The sequence below is a fragment of the Candidatus Pelagibacter sp. Uisw_099_02 genome (genome assembly GCF_047727625.1).
GTDB lineage: Bacteria > Pseudomonadota > Alphaproteobacteria > Pelagibacterales > Pelagibacteraceae > Pelagibacter.
On the sequence record NZ_CP159822.1, the window covers coordinates 367059 to 382014 of the forward strand.

Here is a 14956-nt window from a genome sequence, read left to right on the forward strand (position 1 = left end):
TCTATTTTTTATATTCGTCTAAAGCAAATTCTAACCTATCTTGTCCCCAAAATATTTTATTATTAACAACAAATGTTGGTGCACCAAATACTTCTTTATCATGAGCTTCTCGAGTAATAATTTTTAATTCATCTTTTATTTTAGGATTTTTGATACCATCAAAGAAATCATTTGCATTAATTTTACATTTTTTAAGAATAATTTTTAATATTTCTTCTTTAGAAATGTCTAAATCCTCCCTCCAGTAGGCATTAAACATTTTATTTAAGTATATGTCTTTAACTTCATTATTTATAAAAAGATAACCGCGCATGATATTTAATGAATTAATAGGAAATTTAGAGTTCCAAAAAAAATTAGTTTTATTTTTTTTAGCAATTAAATCACAATCACTTATCATATGTTTTAATTTGGATTTAATAAAAGCTGGAGCTGTTATGCCTTGTAAATTATGAAGACCACCTAAAAGAACTGGCTTATAGATAAAATTAATATCTATCTTTTTTTTTAATTTCATTACTTTTTTGTGAGCAAGGTAGGAGTAGGGACTAATGAAATCAAAATAAAAATCAATTGATTTAATCATAAAGACTAATTCTTTTTGCATAAAATAATCGTAAAATCCAGTATATCATAATTCCAATTGGCCCAATCAGGTAGGTAACTATAAGCGGTAATGACACAAGAACTCTATTCATATTAAAAATTGTTGAATCTTTAACAATCCAGCCACCACAAAACAAATTCATAGCCAGAAAATGAACCCAAAATAAAATTAAAAAAGATTTATTTTCAAACAGACTAGATATTTCATCAAGCCCTAAATAAAGATTAAAATTTTGTAAAAAATTGTAAGCATCTAAATAAACAATATAGAGTAAGTATGTATAAGCTAAGCTTAAAATAAATATTGGAAAAATTGAAGTAATAAAAACTCTACATATTTGTGATTGAGGAAAAATTATTAACACTATCCAAAAAGGTAAAACACCTAAATTTAACCATAGGTAAACCATTTCTAATGTAAAGAATGTATAAATTTGCCCAATCATTTTTTAATGTATTATATTACAAGATAACATGATTCATATGAGAAATAGAAAAAAAACATTAGAAGTTACAATGGAAGAGATGAGAAACTTCTCTTTTGCGTATATTGAAAGATATGCCCCATCAAAACAACAGCTAAGAACCTATTTATTAAAAAAATATCTTAAAGCAAATGTACCCAATGTTAAAAAACAAGATATCACTGATCTTATTGATATAGTTTTAGTTGATCTTGAAAAAAGTAAATTTATCAGTGATAAATTTTATTCTGAAAGTAAGTCACGTAGTTTAATTCAAAAGGGTAGCTCTATAAATAAGATAAGATATTACTTAATGGGGAAAGGTATTAACGATACTTATATCAAAGAAACACTTGAGAAGATTAAAGAAGATAACACAGATCAAGATTTCTTTTCTGGAATTAAAGTTTGTAAAAAAAAAAGAATAGGACCAGCAAGAGAAGAGGATAATAGACCTTTATTTTATAAAAAAGACATATCACTTCTAGCCAGGAATGGATTTGATTTTGAAACTTCAAAAAGAATTATGGATATTGATCAAGCAGAGTATCTAAAAATTATTAAACTACTTTAATTTTTTCTTTTCTTTTTTTGCTAAATGATTAACTATATTTCTTATATAGTTTTTAACAAATACAAAAACTAAAAGACCAAATATAGATACAGAAACTATTATAATTAAGATTATTCTTAACTGTTCATCCATTATAAAATATTCTTATTTTTTAAAATTAAACTGGGATTTTTAAATTCAGGTTTGCCATATAAAATTTCATCACCATTAAAATCTGTAATTTTTCCGCCTGCATGCTCTAATATTGCATGTCCTGCAGCTATATCCCATTCACAAGCTCTAGGCTCTGCAACATACATATCAAACTCACCAGCAGCAATAACACAAAATTTTAATGAACTCTTCATTTTCTGGTGTGTGGCAATCTTATATTCCTTATGGATGGCTAAAATTTCTGGTTTTAATTCATCTGCATAACTTACAGCAGTTAATTCATCATAATTTTTTTTTTTATCTATTAAAGATATTTCATGACTCTCTATAAGTTCATAACTATTAGATAAACCGTAAGAGTAAAAAACTCTTTTTTTTGCTGGAGCTGTAATAATTCCTATAGCTGGCTTTTTATTAATTATTAAAGCTGCATTTAATGTGAATTCGTCTCTATTATTTATGTAATCTTTAGTACCATCTATTGGATCAATTAACCAAAAATTCTTTAAATTATTATCTAATTTATGATTAGAACTTTCCTCTGAAATAATTGGGATATTGGGAGTTACTTCAAATATTTTTTCAGTTAAAATCTTATTTACTTCAATATCTCCATTGCTTACGGGAGTGTTGTCTGATTTAATCTCCTTTATTAAGCCAATTTTTCTTAAATCTAGTGCAACCTTACTTGCTATATTAAATGTATCTATTAGTGAGAGTGTTATCTTTTTAGCTTCTTCAATATTCATTTATAAATTTTTTTTAAAATAATTATTTTTGAGTTAAGCACTTTTTTTCCAACATTTTCAAAATTAACTGTAACTTTTCCATTGATTATTGATTGAACTTGTCCAATACCCCAATCTTTATTACCTGGATTAGTCACTTTATCACCTGGTTCATAATCTAAAATCATTTGATTTACTTATAGCTAATATACTAATAAATATCATTAATTATGACAAAATTGAATTCAATTGGAATTGCTAAAGAACCTAAGGATACTTTAATTGTTGTTGCAATGTCTGGTGGAGTAGATTCATCAACAGTAGCAGCCATGATGAAGAAAGAAGGATACAATATTATAGGAATTACCCTAAAACTTTACAATGATAGTAAGGAGATAGTCTCTTCAAAACAATGCTGTGCTGGTCAAGATATTATGGACGCAAAAAGAGTGGCCGATAAATTAAAAATAGAGCATAAAATTCTTTATTACCAGACTAAATTTAAAGAGGGAGTGATTGATAATTTTATTGATAGTTACTTAAATGGCGAAACACCCATACCTTGTGTGCAATGCAATAAAACAGTCAAATTTACAGATTTATTTGAAGAAGCAAAAAAATTAAAAGCAGATGCTTTAGTTACAGGTCACTATGTTAAAAGTATTACAGAAAATAATAATACTGAAATGTACAGAGGAATAGACACTAATAGAGATCAGAGTTACTTTTTATTTAATACTACAAAGGATCAATTAAATTTTTTGAGATTTCCATTAGGAAACCTTCATAAAGAAGAAACTAGAAATATAGCAAAAGAGCTTGATCTTAATGTTGCTGATAAACCTGATAGTCAAGATATATGCTTTGTACCAAATGGTGATTACGCATCAGTTATTGAAAAATTTAGACCAAATTCTTTTAGCAAGGGAAATATAAAGAATATGAAGGGTGAAGTAATAGGTATTCACGATGGAATTATTAGCTATACAATTGGTCAGCGTAAAGGAATTAGAATATCAGATAAGAATCCATTATATGTTATAAAAATTATTGCAGACAAAAATGAAATTATAGTTGGTGCAAAAGATGATTTAATTAAAACTAAAATTAATTTAAAAAATTTGAATATTATAACAAATAGTAAAAAAGACTTTGAAAAAGAATTATTTGTGAAAGTTAGATCCACAGGAAAATTAATTAAAGCTAAGATTAATATAAATGATACTTCTGCAGATGTAGATCTATTAGAGGAGGAGTATGGGATAGCTCCAGGACAAGCTTGTGTATTTTATTCTAAAGATGATTTTGGATATAAAGTACTTGGTGGAGGATGGGTAAAAAATTAATATAATTTTTTATTTTTCCACATAAAAAAAGTTAAAATATAAAAACTAATAACACCTAAGAAGTAATTCCATTCCAACATATGCTTGATTACTTTATTGCCAGGTAAGCTTATTAAAACAATACTAAATAATGCAACAATAATTAATGTATAAACTAATATTAATTTTAATTTTAAAAATTTTTTATTAATGTAACTATTAATTTTGCTCTTTAATTCAATTAACGTTAATACTAAAAAAGTTTGTGCGATAACTTCGAAAATTATAAAAGATAACAAAACCACCCTTCTAAAAAGTTTGTATAAATCATATTCAAATTTTATGCCTAAAAAAATAGAGTGTATGGCTAATAATATTGCTGAAGCAATACCAAAAAAAATAATTTTTTTTATATGTCTATGGTTTTTATCAAAAGAATAAATTACCCACTTAGTATTAAACCAGTACATAACCAGGAGTAATGATGTTAAAAGCATTGCTGGTTTAAAAACTAACCAAGAAGGATAAGGTCTTGCTACTCTACTTATAGAAGCCTCTCCATCAATATAAGGGAAGAAAGGATTTAATGTATCTTCTTGCCGTGAAAAAAATTCTGGGTAATGAGTTACTAGAATGAGACAGATGTTGATAGCAGCAAAGGGTAGAAAAAAAATGAATATACTTAAAAACCTTATTCTTTTTATTCTATTCATTCAAAAAACTATTTCTTTTTAGCTTTTCTTCTGGCTCTTCTTTTTTTAGAGCCTTGTTTTCTACGACCTCTATGTTTTTTTGGGTAACCCATACTTTCCTATTTTATAATTTTATTGACGTATTTGGAGGGATATAGCATTGTCCTAATAACTTATCAAATTTTTTATGGCAAAATCGTTCAAAACTTTTCTTAAACATACAGCAAAAGATTACCATAATCAGTCAGTTAATCCCCCTGTAGTTAGAGCCTCAACTATTATCTTTAAATCCATGCAAGATATTAGGAAAATGCAGGATAAGAGCAAAAAAGATCCAACTGGTGGACATTTTGATTATGGAAGACAGGGAACTTCAACAACCCATGTTTTGTCACAGATACTTAAAGAAATGGAAGAGTGCTATCATGTATTTTTAACGCCAACTGGATTTGGATCAGTTTTTTTATCTATCTTTAGTGTTGTTCGACCTGGTGATGAAATTATTGTGGCAGATCCGACATACTCACCTACAAGAATTTTAACTCAAGATTTTCTAAAAGAATTTAATATAAAATCTGTTTTTTATGACCCACATGATTTAAAGACTTTAGAAAAAGCAATTACAAAAAAAACAAAATTAATTTTTGTTGAAAATCCTGGGAGTAATACATTTGATTTTCAAGATTTAGGTAAAATAGTATCAATTGCAAAAAAGAATAAAATTTTTTCAGCAATTGACAATACGTGGGGAACACCATATTTTTTAAAACCAATTAAAATTGGTTTTGATATGTCAATTGTATCTGCTACTAAATATTATTCAGGTCACTCTGATGTGATGGGTGGAAGTCTTGCAGTTAATAAAAATGTCTTTAAACAAGTTGATAAGACAAATAAGATAACAGGTTTAAGACTTGGTCCTGATGATGCATATTTAATAACAAGAGGACTTAGAACTTTAGATGTTCGATTAGACAAGCATGAAAAAAGTGCAAAACAAATAGCTGAATTTTTATCTAATTATAAAAATATAAAACTTTTATACCCACATAAAAAAGATTCATTTAATTTTAGAATGTGGAAAAAATATTATTCTGGTGCTTCAGGATTAATGGGTCTTAAGATCACTTCCAAAAATAAAAATTCAGTTATTAAGTTTGTTAATTCTCTAAAATTATTTGGCTACGGCTATAGTTGGGGTGGATTTGAAAGTTTAGCCTTGTATCAAGACAAACGAGAACAGGGTAATAGACAATATTTAAAATTAGCTAAAGATGAACATTTAGTAAGACTACATATTGGTTTAGAAGATCCAAAAGATCTCATTGATGATTTAAAAAAATCTTTTAAACATGTTAAATGACTTCAGAAAGATTTATTAAAAATAAAACAGCTTTAATAACGCTGATTGCAGCCTGTGTTGTAGTTTTAATTTCTCTTGGAGTTAGACAAACTTTTGGTCTATTTTTCATGGATTTTAAAAATGATTTAGATATTTCAATAACTCAATCTGGATTAGCAATAGGTATTCAAATGTTAATGTGGGGTTTAACAGGGCCTATATTTGGAGCCATCGCCGATAAATATGGTGGACATAAAGCGATTTGTTTATCTTTTGTTTTTTATATTTTAGGAATTTACTTTTTGTATGCTGGTCCAAATACTGGAATTTTTTTCCAAATAGATCTAGGAATTTTAGTTGGAATTGGTTTAGGTGGAACTGCAATTAGTATACCAATGTCAATTGTTGGAAAACACTTCCCACTATCAAACAGAACTATAGCCATGAGTATTGTCACAGCTGTTGGTTCTTTGGGCTATTTTATCTCTCCACTTTATACAAGTTATTCGTTAATCAAAAATGGATGGGTGGACACACTTTTTGTATTCACAATATTCTTGTTTATTGGACTTGTAGTGGCTTTTTTTGTTAGATCCCCTTCTTTAGTTCAATCCATTGAAAAACCTAACGATCAAAGTACCTTTGATGCTCTAAAAGAAGCCTTCAAAAACAAAAGCTACGTATTACTCACATCTGGTTTTTTTGTATGTGGTTTTCACATAACTTTAGTTGGAACTCATGTTCCAAAATATGTAATTGATAGAGGATTAGAAAGCTGGACAGCTGCTGCAATTTTATCCTTAATTGGACTATTTAACATATTTGGCTCTTTATTAAGTGGATATCTTTCTACAAAAATTAGTAAAAAAATTATTTTAAGCTCTATCTATGCATTAAGGGGTGTTTCAATAATCTTATTTATCTTCTTACCAGCAAGTAACATTAATGCATTTATCTTTGGTGCAAGCTTTGGCTTTTTATGGCTTTCAACGGTGCCGGCAACAAGTGGTATAGTTGCCCATATTTTTGGAACAAAATACTTAGGTGTATTATATGGAATAGTTTTCTTAAGTCATCAAGTAGGCTCATTCTTTGGAGCTTTTCTTGGAGGATTATTTCATGATTTATATGGCTCTTATGATTATGCTTGGTATTTAGCAATTGCTTTATCTATTTTTGCGGCAATAATACATCTACCGATTAAAGAAGAAGCAGTTTTAAGATTAAAAACAGAATAAAAAATTGAATAAGAAAAACTACTTACTAGATTTAAATAATTCAAAAAAACCCTTTATAATCTACAAATCAGATAAGGGATTTGATCTTTATACGGACTTTTCGAAAAAGATCATTTTAAACAATAAAAATATTGAAAAATTCATAAACAAAAATACTAAATTAAAATTTACTCATAAAGAAACAGATTTATTTATTGGTTTTTTTGGTTATGAAATACTAAATAACTTAATAGACGTAAAAATAAAAAAACAAAAAACAATAAATTTTCCAAAAGGGATTTTTTACAAACCTGAAACAAAAGTAAAACTTTCAAATAATCTGGAGTATAAAAAAACTAGATCATTTAAGCCTAGTGATTTGTTTAAAATAAATATTAATAAAAAATCATATAAAGTAATATTTGATAAATTTAAAAAGAAAATAAAATCTGGTGAAACATACCAGATTAAAATCTGTACTAAATACAGCAATAAATCTGAAATAGATGCTTTAGATTTTTTTGGCAGGTTAGTAAAAAGCAATATGGCGCCAGAAGCCTTTATGATTAAAGATAAAAATTATTCAATAATAAGTTGTTCACCTGAAAATTTGATAACAAAAAAAAATAATTTTATAACAACAAAGCCTATAGCAGGCACTTTAAAAAAAACTAAAGAATTAAACAAAAATAAAGCACTCTCTTTTTTTAGAAAAAACTTAAAAGAAACCAAAGAGCACAACATGATTGTTGACATGGAAAGAAATGATTTATCTAAAATTTGTAAACCAGGTTCAGTAAAAATTTTAAAGAAAAAGATAGTTGAGGAATACAAGGACCTTTATCATTACGTGAGTTTAATTGGAGGACAGCTCAAGAAAAAAATTACTTCATTAGAGATTATAAAAGCAATGATGCCAGGTGGATCAGTAATTGGATGTCCAAAAATCAGTACATTAAATTTGTTAAATAAACAGGAAAAACAAAGCAGAAATATTTACACAGGAAGCTTCGGTTATTTTAAATTCAATGGAGATATGAGGTTTAATATTATTATTAGATCAATATTAAATTTTAAAGGTAAATCAGAAATCTCTGTTGCTTCAGGTGTTGTAATTGACAGTAATGCAGCTCATGAATTTAATGAAAATTATATTAAAGCAAAATCATTAATGGATCTTTACAAATGATATACATTATTGATCATCAAGAACTTTTTCACTCATAACGTGGTACATCAATTTGAAAATTTTGATGAAGTAGTTTGTACAAATTTTAACAAAATAAACGAAAATAAACTAAAAAAAGCAGATATTATTGTTTTTTCACCAGGTCCAGGGGCCCCTAAAGATTATCCCACCAGTTCAAAAATCTATAAAAAGTACAAAGGAAAAAAAAAAATTATTGGTATTTGTCTTGGGTTTCAACAGATTTTACATTGTGAGAATGGAAAAATAATTGTGCAAAAAAAGATTTATCATGGTTTTCAGTCTAAAATAAAAGTAACTAGTAAAAATTCATTGTTTAAAAAAAATAGTCAATTCACTGTTGGTAGATATCACTCTCTAAAATTAAAAGAACCGTTTACTGCAAAAAATTTTGAAATTACAATGAGGTGTGATATTTCAAATACAGCAATGACAATAGAAAATAATAAAGAAAAAATATATGGCTTTCAATTTCACCCTGAATCTTTTTTAACTGAAAATGGTAACTTACTTATTAAAAAAATCTTATCAGCATAAAACCTACAAAGAAATTAATTTTAAAGATCTTTGGGGAGATAATGGTGTGTTCACTACTATGTGGATTTTTGGAAAACCATCTAAGATACTTTTTTTTAAAAAACATATCAAAAATTTAATTAAGTCTTTAAAGGTTTATAATTTAAATACCTCAAATCTTGAAAAAAATATTCTTAAATTAATAAAATTAAATATTGATAAAAAAATATCTTACAATCATCTTCTTAGAGTTGCTGTAAATAAAAAGATGATATCAATTTCTTTAAGAAATAGAAAAACTCCTAAATTAAATTTTAATTTGAAGCTTATTAATCACAAACGATTTGACCCAAAGTATAAAAATCTTAAATATAATTTTATATTAAAACATTTGTCTAAAATGGATAACACCACTTCAGATGTTGGTCTTTGTTATAAGAATACAATTTTAGAAAGTGGAACTTCAAATATGTTATTTATAAAAGATGATAAAGTATTTTCTCCTTTAAATAATATTTACAAAGGCATTACTTATAATTTTTTTAATAAAAAATTAGGTAAGATTATTGACAAAGATATTTTTATCAATACTTTATCAGAATATAATGAAATTCTTCTTGTTGGTTCTGGAAAAGGTGTTGCATCAATAAAAAATATTAATGAAATTAAATGGAAGAGAAAAAGTTTAAAATTTTATAAGACACTATCTAGTTTTTATAAAAGTGAAGTTAACAAATGCTCTATCTATAAATAATATTTATGTTTAACCCAAACAATCCTTGTTTATTCTGCAACTCCAAACAAAGTGGTTTAGCTGCAGAAAATGAGTTGGCTTATGCAAGTTATGATACATATCCTGTGTCTGTATTTCATTGTTTAATTATTCCAAAACGGCATGTTAAAGATTATTTTGATTTAAATGATGATGAAGTGATTGCTTGCAATAACCTTATCAAACAAATTAAAGAGGAAATATTATTAAAAGATACAAAAGTTAAAGGGTTTAATATTGGATCTAATGCTGGAAAAGTTTCAGGGCAATCAATTTTACATTGTCATATTCATGTAATTCCACGAAGAGAAGGTGATGTTGAAAATCCACAAGGTGGTGTTAGGTCGGTTATCCCCTTAAAACAACATTATAAACGTAAAGCGTAAGTTGTATTTTTGATTGATAAATTGCGCACCTAATAACTGTTGATCTATCATTTCAACTATACTAAAAACTCAAAATTAAGTTTCAACAAAATAGTAATAAAGGGTAATATTCTATATGATGTCAATTAGTCCATTTTCTGCATTAGCAGAATCAATTTCTCCTTCTGTAATTCAAGGCTTTGTTTTAGCAATGTTGGCTTTAATCGTAATTGGAACAGTTGTTCAAATGATACATCATAAAAATGTTACTTATTTTTTCAATAATGCCAAAAAAGCAAAATTAGCTGCTGAAAGAGAAATTGGCGCTGGTGAAAAAACAGCAATTATTCTAAAAACTGTAGTGCACGATATTGCAACTACTGCAGAGTTAGGTGCGGGCAAAAGAAGAATTGCTCATGTGATGGGAATGTATGGAACTATTTTATTTTGGGTTGCATCAGTTGTATTAGTTTTCGGTTATACTGGAACAGGAACAGCTGCACCAACAATTTGGCCTATGATTTGGCATGTTGGAGCAATAATGACTTGTGTGGGTGGATACTGGTTTTGGTTATTTTTAAGAGTAGATGTACTTGCAGAAGCTCACCCTTGGTACAGAATTATTAAAGCAGACTTGTTTGTTTTAGCACTTCTAGCATGCGCTACTACTGGACTTGCTTGGTCTTATTTTCAATCTTCAGGATCAACTTTATTAGGATATTTATTTTTAGTTTTATTTATTACCTCAAACATTGTTTTATTTGGGGGAGTTTATTGGTCAAAGTTTGCACATATGATTTATAAGCCTGGTGCAGCAATCCAAAAAAACTTAGCAGAAGCAGATGGATCAAGAGACAATCTTCCTCCTTTTGCTGATGCACCTAAACAATTTGGACTAGGAATTAAAAGAGAACAACCAAAACACTATTAAAAAAGAAAGGTAATATAATATGTCAACTTTTGTATACATGACGAGATGTGATGGATGTGGTCACTGCGTAGATATCTGTCCATCAGATATTATGCACATAGATGAAAATATTAGAAGAGCAGTAAATATTGAACCAAATTTTTGTTGGGAATGTTATTCTTGTGTAAAAGCTTGTCCTAATCATGCAATTGATGTTCGTGGTTATGCAGATTTTGCTCCTATGGGTCACAGTGTTAGAGTTAGACGTGAAGAAGAAAAAGGAACTATCTCTTGGAAAATTAAATTTAGAAATGGAACCACAAAAGATTTTGTATCTCCAATTACAACAAAGCCTTGGGGAAAATTTATTCCAAAATTAGCAGAAGGTGAAAAACCAAATCAAGGTGAGATCAATTCTCAAATGCTCTATACTGAGCCTAATGGTTTAAATATTGATGGTAAGTTACCATCAGTACCAAAAGATACTTTTAAAAAAGGAGTTTACTACTAATGGCTAAACATAAAACTCATTTTGAGGATTGTGATGTTCTAGTTGTTGGTGGTGGTATGGCTGGAACTGGTGCTACTTTTGAAGCTAGACATTGGGGAAGAGACATGAAAATTATTTGTGTTGAAAAAGCTAATATCGATAGAAGTGGAGCGGTTGCTCAAGGTTTATATGCTATTAACTGTTATATGGGTATGCAGTGGGGTGAAAACCAACCTGAAGATCACGTAAGATACGCACGTAATGACTTAATGGGAATGGTTAGAGAAGATTTAGGTTATGATATGGCTCGTCACGTTGACTCAACAGTACATATGTTTGATGAATGGGGCTTACCAATGATGAAAAATGAAAAAACAGGTCGTTACCTTAGAGAAGGTAAATGGCAGATTATGATTCATGGTGAAAGTTATAAGCCAATTGTTGCAGAGGCTGCAAAAAAATCAGCTGACAAAATTTATAATAGAATAATGATTACTCATCTTTTAATGGATGAGGCTCAAGAAAATAGAGTAGGTGGAGCTGTTGGTTTCAATATGAGAACTGGTGATTTCCATGTATTTAGATCAAAAACTGTAATTGTTGCAGCAGGTGGAGCATCTCATATTTTCAAACCAAGAGCAGTTGGTGAAGGAATGGGAAGAACTTGGTATGCACCATGGAGCAATGGTTCTGCTTATGCATTACCTATTGCTGTTGGAGCTAAAATGACACAAATGGAAAACAGAATTGTGCTATGTAGATTTAAAGATGGATATGGTCCAGTTGGAGCATACTTCTTACACCTTAAAACATATACTCAAAATGCAAATGGAGAGAATTATGAGAAGAAATGGTATGATCAAACTAAAGAATTAGTTGGTGAATATATTGATCACCATCCAACTCCTACATGCTTAAGAAACCACGCATTTATTCAAGAAACTATTGCAGGCGGTGGACCCATTCACATGGTTACAACTGAAGCATTCCAAGATCCACATTTAGAAACAGTTGGTTGGGAAAATTTTTTAGGTATGACTGTTGGTCAAGCGGTTGTTTGGGCTTCTCAAAATATTGATCCTAAATACACAAATCCTGAACTAACTACATCTGAACCTTATGTTATGGGTTCTCATGCAACTTGTTCTGGAGCTTGGGTTAGCGGACCTGAAGATTTATCTCCACCAGAATATTTCTGGGGTTATAACAGAATGTTAACAATTGATGGTCTTTTTGGTGCAGGTGATACTGTAGGTGGAAGCGCCCATAAGTTTTCTTCTGGATCATTTACTGAAGGTCGTTTAGCTGCAAAAGCTGCTGTTAAATACATTGAAGATAAAAAAGCAGAAGGCATTAAAGTTACAGATAAACAGTGTGAAGATTTTAAAACTGCTATATTTAAACCTTTAGAGACATATCAAGTAGCTCAAAATGAAATTACAGGTGGAACAGTTTCACCTAGTTACATTTCACCTATTCAAGGTCTTCAACGTCTACAAAGAATTATGGACGAATATGTTGGAGGAATTGCAACTAACTACATGACTAATGGCAATATGCTTAAAAGAGGTTTAGAATTACTCGCTTGGTTAGAAGAAGATTTAGAAAAAGTAGGCGCTGAAGATTTACACCAACTTATGAGAGCTTGGGAGTTAAAACACAGAGCTTTAACTTCTCAATGTGTAACTGAACATACAATGTTTAGAGAAGAAACACGTTGGCCTGGTTATTACTATAGAGGTGACCATATGAAACTTGATGATGACAATTGGCATTGTTTAACAGTTTCAAGACGTGATCCAAAAACTGGTAAATTCTCACTAGAAAAAGTGCCGGTTTACCACATAGTTGACGAGAACGAGAAGAGAAAAGCCTCTTAAAGATTTTAAATTTAAATTATGAATCTTTTAGATAAATCTGATGATGAGATTATAGCGATTGCCAATCCTATTTGGGATAATCTTGTTAAAACCTCAAATATGAAGGATTACGGTGGTTTTACTAAAGATTTTGGAACTCAAATGTTATTTGGAGCTAATGAAGTGGAACTTGGAAAGCAGTGGGCAAATAATAAGCTCTTAACTAGTTTATCTGAAGATTATAAAGCATTTGGCTGTTTAAGACGAGGCCAAAACATTACTGTTCTATTTAAGCAGAAGAGCAAGGAAATTGAAGGTGAGTTCCTTGGAAGATTAGTCCTTGGTGTTGAAGGGGATGATGTCAAGGTTTTTGGAGCAACCATCTACTAATTAAAAAATCATTTCAAATAAACTATTTATTTGACAAATAATTAACTGGGTGTATTGACGGTTGTAATGTTAACTTCCAACGTAAAAATAATTAATAAAATTTCGGATTTTAAAACAACTATTATAAAGACGGGTATCTTTGTTAGTTTAGCTGCTTATTGGGGTGTTATTTTAGTTGGAACTTTTATCACATTTAATTAAGTTGTTTTTTAATAACTATTAATTTTTTATGGATGTATTTCTACCAATAGCTCAAGTTTTTGTTAATCCTATTGAAATACTTTTATTAAGTGCAATTGTTGGAGTGCTTTCAGGTTTATTTGGTGTTGGTGGTGGTTTTTTAATGACACCGTTCTTAATTTTTTTAGGTGTACCACCTGCTTACGCAGTTGCAAATGAAGCTAACAATATTCTTGCAACATCAGTATCAGGATCAACAACTCATTATTTAAAAAATACTTTAGATTATAAAATGGGTCTTATAATAGTTATTGGTGGAACAGCTGGAACAGCATTAGGTATTTATACTTTTACATATTTTAAAGATATTGGAAAGATTGATACAGTTATTTCATTAGCCTATATGTATATACTTGCAATAATTGGCACATTAATGTTAGTCGAAAGTCTTAGAGAAATAGACAGAGCAAAAAGAAACCTTATTGTTAAAAAAAAATTACATGTTCATTACTGGATACATGGTCTTCCATTAAGAATGAGGTTTCCAAAATCAAAATTATACGAAAGTTTATTTACCCCAATTATAATTGGTCTAGTTGTGGGATTTATTGCTGCTATAATGGGTATAGGAGGTGCCTTTATATTAGTACCTGCGATGATTTATATAATTAAAATGCCAACTAAATTAGTTCCAGGAACTTCTTTGTTTGTAACAATTTTTGTCAGTGTCATAGTTACTTTTTTACATTCATTTAATTTTGGTTCTATAGATTTAATGTTAGTAGTAATGTTGGTTATTGGGTCAATCATAGGGGTTCAAGTAGGACAAAAACTTGGTGAAAAAATTGATAGTTCTGGGTTAAAAGCATTATTAGCAATTTTACTATTAATAGTTGGAATAGCCATTGCCTATGAAACTTTTTTTGCTGAACAGATTGAAAAAGAAATAGTACAAGTATTAACTTCAGATTTAAATTTTTTCTCACTATTTATTTTAGAATTTTCAGAAGACATGCCATTTTTTTATGGATTATTTTCAATTATGTTTGCAATTCTTTTAGGTGTAGGTGCCGCTCTTATTAGAAAATTTTTCTCAAACATGAGAAAAAAGTACTCAATTAAAAAATAATTAATACAAATTAATACCAATTATTTTTATATAATTT

The 14956-nt window shown here is 28.9% G+C and carries 19 protein-coding genes; 13 read left to right on the forward strand and 6 right to left on the reverse strand.

What is annotated here, in order from left to right; genetic code table 11:
* Window position 1: 1 nt before the first annotated feature.
* Window positions 2-607, reverse strand: coding sequence for a 2-hydroxychromene-2-carboxylate isomerase (locus tag ABXT47_RS01925; RefSeq protein WP_415309047.1), 606 nt, complete (start codon window positions 605-607; stop codon window positions 2-4).
* Window positions 579-1052 (reverse strand): ABA4-like family protein, encoded by a 474-nt coding sequence (locus ABXT47_RS01930; protein ID WP_415309049.1) that lies wholly within the window; start codon window positions 1050-1052, stop codon window positions 579-581. Before ABXT47_RS01930 ends, ABXT47_RS01925 begins: the two co-directional genes overlap by 29 nt.
* Before the next feature lie 37 nt (window positions 1053-1089).
* Between ABXT47_RS01930 and ABXT47_RS01935 the strand changes: the two genes are divergently transcribed.
* Window positions 1090-1644: a regulatory protein RecX gene (locus ABXT47_RS01935; protein ID WP_415309051.1), complete on the forward strand. Its 555-nt coding sequence runs from the start codon at window positions 1090-1092 to the stop codon at window positions 1642-1644.
* Here the strand turns inward: ABXT47_RS01935 and ABXT47_RS01940 are convergent.
* Genes ABXT47_RS01940 through ABXT47_RS01950 form a run of 3 tightly spaced genes read right to left on the reverse strand, consistent with a single transcriptional unit; the run spans window position 1636 to window position 2713 of the window.
* Window positions 1636-1776 (reverse strand): hypothetical protein, encoded by a 141-nt coding sequence (locus tag ABXT47_RS01940; protein ID WP_415309053.1) that lies wholly within the window; start codon window positions 1774-1776, stop codon window positions 1636-1638. The genes ABXT47_RS01935 and ABXT47_RS01940 overlap by 9 nt on opposite strands.
* Window positions 1776-2546, reverse strand: a complete 771-nt coding sequence (locus ABXT47_RS01945) for a 3'(2'),5'-bisphosphate nucleotidase CysQ family protein (protein ID WP_415309055.1) — start codon at window positions 2544-2546, stop codon at window positions 1776-1778. Before ABXT47_RS01945 ends, ABXT47_RS01940 begins: the two co-directional genes overlap by 1 nt.
* On the reverse strand, window positions 2543-2713 hold the full coding sequence (locus tag ABXT47_RS01950; RefSeq protein WP_415309057.1) for a DUF3553 domain-containing protein: 171 nt from the start codon (window positions 2711-2713) through the stop codon (window positions 2543-2545). Before ABXT47_RS01950 ends, ABXT47_RS01945 begins: the two co-directional genes overlap by 4 nt.
* A gap of 42 nt (window positions 2714-2755) precedes the next feature.
* On the opposite strand from ABXT47_RS01950, the gene mnmA reads away from it, so the two are divergent.
* Entirely contained in the window at window positions 2756-3871 is a 1116-nt protein-coding gene (gene mnmA / locus ABXT47_RS01955; protein WP_415309059.1) for a tRNA 2-thiouridine(34) synthase MnmA, read from the forward strand.
* Here the strand turns inward: mnmA and ABXT47_RS01960 are convergent.
* Window positions 3868-4563, reverse strand: a complete 696-nt coding sequence (locus tag ABXT47_RS01960) for a hypothetical protein (RefSeq protein WP_415309061.1) — start codon at window positions 4561-4563, stop codon at window positions 3868-3870. The genes mnmA and ABXT47_RS01960 overlap by 4 nt on opposite strands.
* Window positions 4564-4729: 166 nt before the next feature.
* Between ABXT47_RS01960 and ABXT47_RS01965 the strand changes: the two genes are divergently transcribed.
* The 11 genes from ABXT47_RS01965 (at window position 4730) to ABXT47_RS02015 (ending at window position 14919) form a co-directional block, all read left to right on the forward strand.
* Window positions 4730-5905: a trans-sulfuration enzyme family protein gene (locus tag ABXT47_RS01965; protein ID WP_415309063.1), complete on the forward strand. Its 1176-nt coding sequence runs from the start codon at window positions 4730-4732 to the stop codon at window positions 5903-5905.
* Entirely contained in the window at window positions 5902-7122 is a 1221-nt protein-coding gene (locus tag ABXT47_RS01970; RefSeq protein ID WP_415309065.1) for an MFS transporter, read from the forward strand. Before ABXT47_RS01965 ends, ABXT47_RS01970 begins: the two co-directional genes overlap by 4 nt.
* A 4-nt stretch (window positions 7123-7126) precedes the next feature.
* Complete coding sequence (locus tag ABXT47_RS01975) at window positions 7127-8290, forward strand: chorismate-binding protein (protein ID WP_415309067.1); 1164 nt, start codon at window positions 7127-7129, stop codon at window positions 8288-8290.
* 39 nt (window positions 8291-8329) lie between these two features.
* Entirely contained in the window at window positions 8330-8845 is a 516-nt protein-coding gene (locus ABXT47_RS01980) for an aminodeoxychorismate/anthranilate synthase component II (RefSeq protein WP_415309069.1), read from the forward strand.
* Window positions 8808-9578 carry an aminotransferase class IV gene (locus ABXT47_RS01985; RefSeq protein WP_415309071.1) on the forward strand — a complete coding sequence of 257 codons (771 nt, stop codon included), beginning with the start codon at window positions 8808-8810 and terminating at the stop codon, window positions 9576-9578. Before ABXT47_RS01980 ends, ABXT47_RS01985 begins: the two co-directional genes overlap by 38 nt.
* A 5-nt stretch (window positions 9579-9583) precedes the next feature.
* Window positions 9584-9982 carry an HIT family protein gene (locus tag ABXT47_RS01990; protein WP_415309073.1) on the forward strand — a complete coding sequence of 133 codons (399 nt, stop codon included), beginning with the start codon at window positions 9584-9586 and terminating at the stop codon, window positions 9980-9982.
* A gap of 115 nt (window positions 9983-10097) precedes the next feature.
* On the forward strand, window positions 10098-10892 hold the full coding sequence (locus ABXT47_RS01995) for an adenylyl-sulfate reductase (RefSeq protein WP_415309075.1): 795 nt from the start codon (window positions 10098-10100) through the stop codon (window positions 10890-10892).
* A 19-nt stretch (window positions 10893-10911) separates the two neighbouring features.
* The gene (gene aprB, locus ABXT47_RS02000) at window positions 10912-11382 is read left to right on the forward strand and encodes an adenylyl-sulfate reductase subunit beta (RefSeq protein ID WP_415272245.1); all 471 of its coding nucleotides are present in this window, start codon (window positions 10912-10914) and stop codon (window positions 11380-11382) included.
* Entirely contained in the window at window positions 11382-13241 is a 1860-nt protein-coding gene (gene aprA, locus ABXT47_RS02005) for an adenylyl-sulfate reductase subunit alpha (RefSeq protein WP_271493016.1), read from the forward strand. The genes aprB and aprA overlap by 1 nt, the downstream gene beginning before the upstream one ends.
* Before the next feature lie 18 nt (window positions 13242-13259).
* The gene (locus ABXT47_RS02010) at window positions 13260-13610 is read left to right on the forward strand and encodes a hypothetical protein (protein WP_415309077.1); all 351 of its coding nucleotides are present in this window, start codon (window positions 13260-13262) and stop codon (window positions 13608-13610) included.
* Window positions 13611-13839: 229 nt separating this feature from the next.
* Window positions 13840-14919, forward strand: coding sequence for a TSUP family transporter (locus ABXT47_RS02015; protein ID WP_415309079.1), 1080 nt, complete (start codon window positions 13840-13842; stop codon window positions 14917-14919).
* The last annotated feature ends 37 nt before the right edge of the window (window positions 14920-14956 follow it).

Excerpts from the sequence above, each read along its gene's own strand:
- ABXT47_RS01925 (WP_415309047.1), bottom strand. The coding sequence starts at position 607 with ATGCAAAAAGAATTAGTCTTTATGATTAAATCAATTGATTTTTATTTT.
- ABXT47_RS01930 (WP_415309049.1), bottom strand. The coding sequence starts at position 1,052 with ATGATTGGGCAAATTTATACATTCTTTACATTAGAAATGGTTTACCTA.
- ABXT47_RS01935 (WP_415309051.1), top strand. The coding sequence starts at position 1,090 with ATGAGAAATAGAAAAAAAACATTAGAAGTTACAATGGAAGAGATGAGA.
- ABXT47_RS01940 (WP_415309053.1), bottom strand. The coding sequence starts at position 1,776 with ATGGATGAACAGTTAAGAATAATCTTAATTATAATAGTTTCTGTATCT.
- ABXT47_RS01945 (WP_415309055.1), bottom strand. The coding sequence starts at position 2,546 with ATGAATATTGAAGAAGCTAAAAAGATAACACTCTCACTAATAGATACA.
- ABXT47_RS01950 (WP_415309057.1), bottom strand. The coding sequence starts at position 2,713 with ATGATTTTAGATTATGAACCAGGTGATAAAGTGACTAATCCAGGTAAT.
- mnmA (WP_415309059.1), top strand. The coding sequence starts at position 2,756 with ATGACAAAATTGAATTCAATTGGAATTGCTAAAGAACCTAAGGATACT.
- ABXT47_RS01960 (WP_415309061.1), bottom strand. The coding sequence starts at position 4,563 with ATGAATAGAATAAAAAGAATAAGGTTTTTAAGTATATTCATTTTTTTT.
- ABXT47_RS01965 (WP_415309063.1), top strand. The coding sequence starts at position 4,730 with ATGGCAAAATCGTTCAAAACTTTTCTTAAACATACAGCAAAAGATTAC.
- ABXT47_RS01970 (WP_415309065.1), top strand. The coding sequence starts at position 5,902 with ATGACTTCAGAAAGATTTATTAAAAATAAAACAGCTTTAATAACGCTG.
- ABXT47_RS01985 (WP_415309071.1), top strand. The coding sequence starts at position 8,808 with ATGGTAACTTACTTATTAAAAAAATCTTATCAGCATAAAACCTACAAA.
- ABXT47_RS01990 (WP_415309073.1), top strand. The coding sequence starts at position 9,584 with ATGTTTAACCCAAACAATCCTTGTTTATTCTGCAACTCCAAACAAAGT.
- ABXT47_RS01995 (WP_415309075.1), top strand. The coding sequence starts at position 10,098 with ATGATGTCAATTAGTCCATTTTCTGCATTAGCAGAATCAATTTCTCCT.
- aprB (WP_415272245.1), top strand. The coding sequence starts at position 10,912 with ATGTCAACTTTTGTATACATGACGAGATGTGATGGATGTGGTCACTGC.
- aprA (WP_271493016.1), top strand. The coding sequence starts at position 11,382 with ATGGCTAAACATAAAACTCATTTTGAGGATTGTGATGTTCTAGTTGTT.
- ABXT47_RS02010 (WP_415309077.1), top strand. The coding sequence starts at position 13,260 with ATGAATCTTTTAGATAAATCTGATGATGAGATTATAGCGATTGCCAAT.
- ABXT47_RS02015 (WP_415309079.1), top strand. The coding sequence starts at position 13,840 with ATGGATGTATTTCTACCAATAGCTCAAGTTTTTGTTAATCCTATTGAA.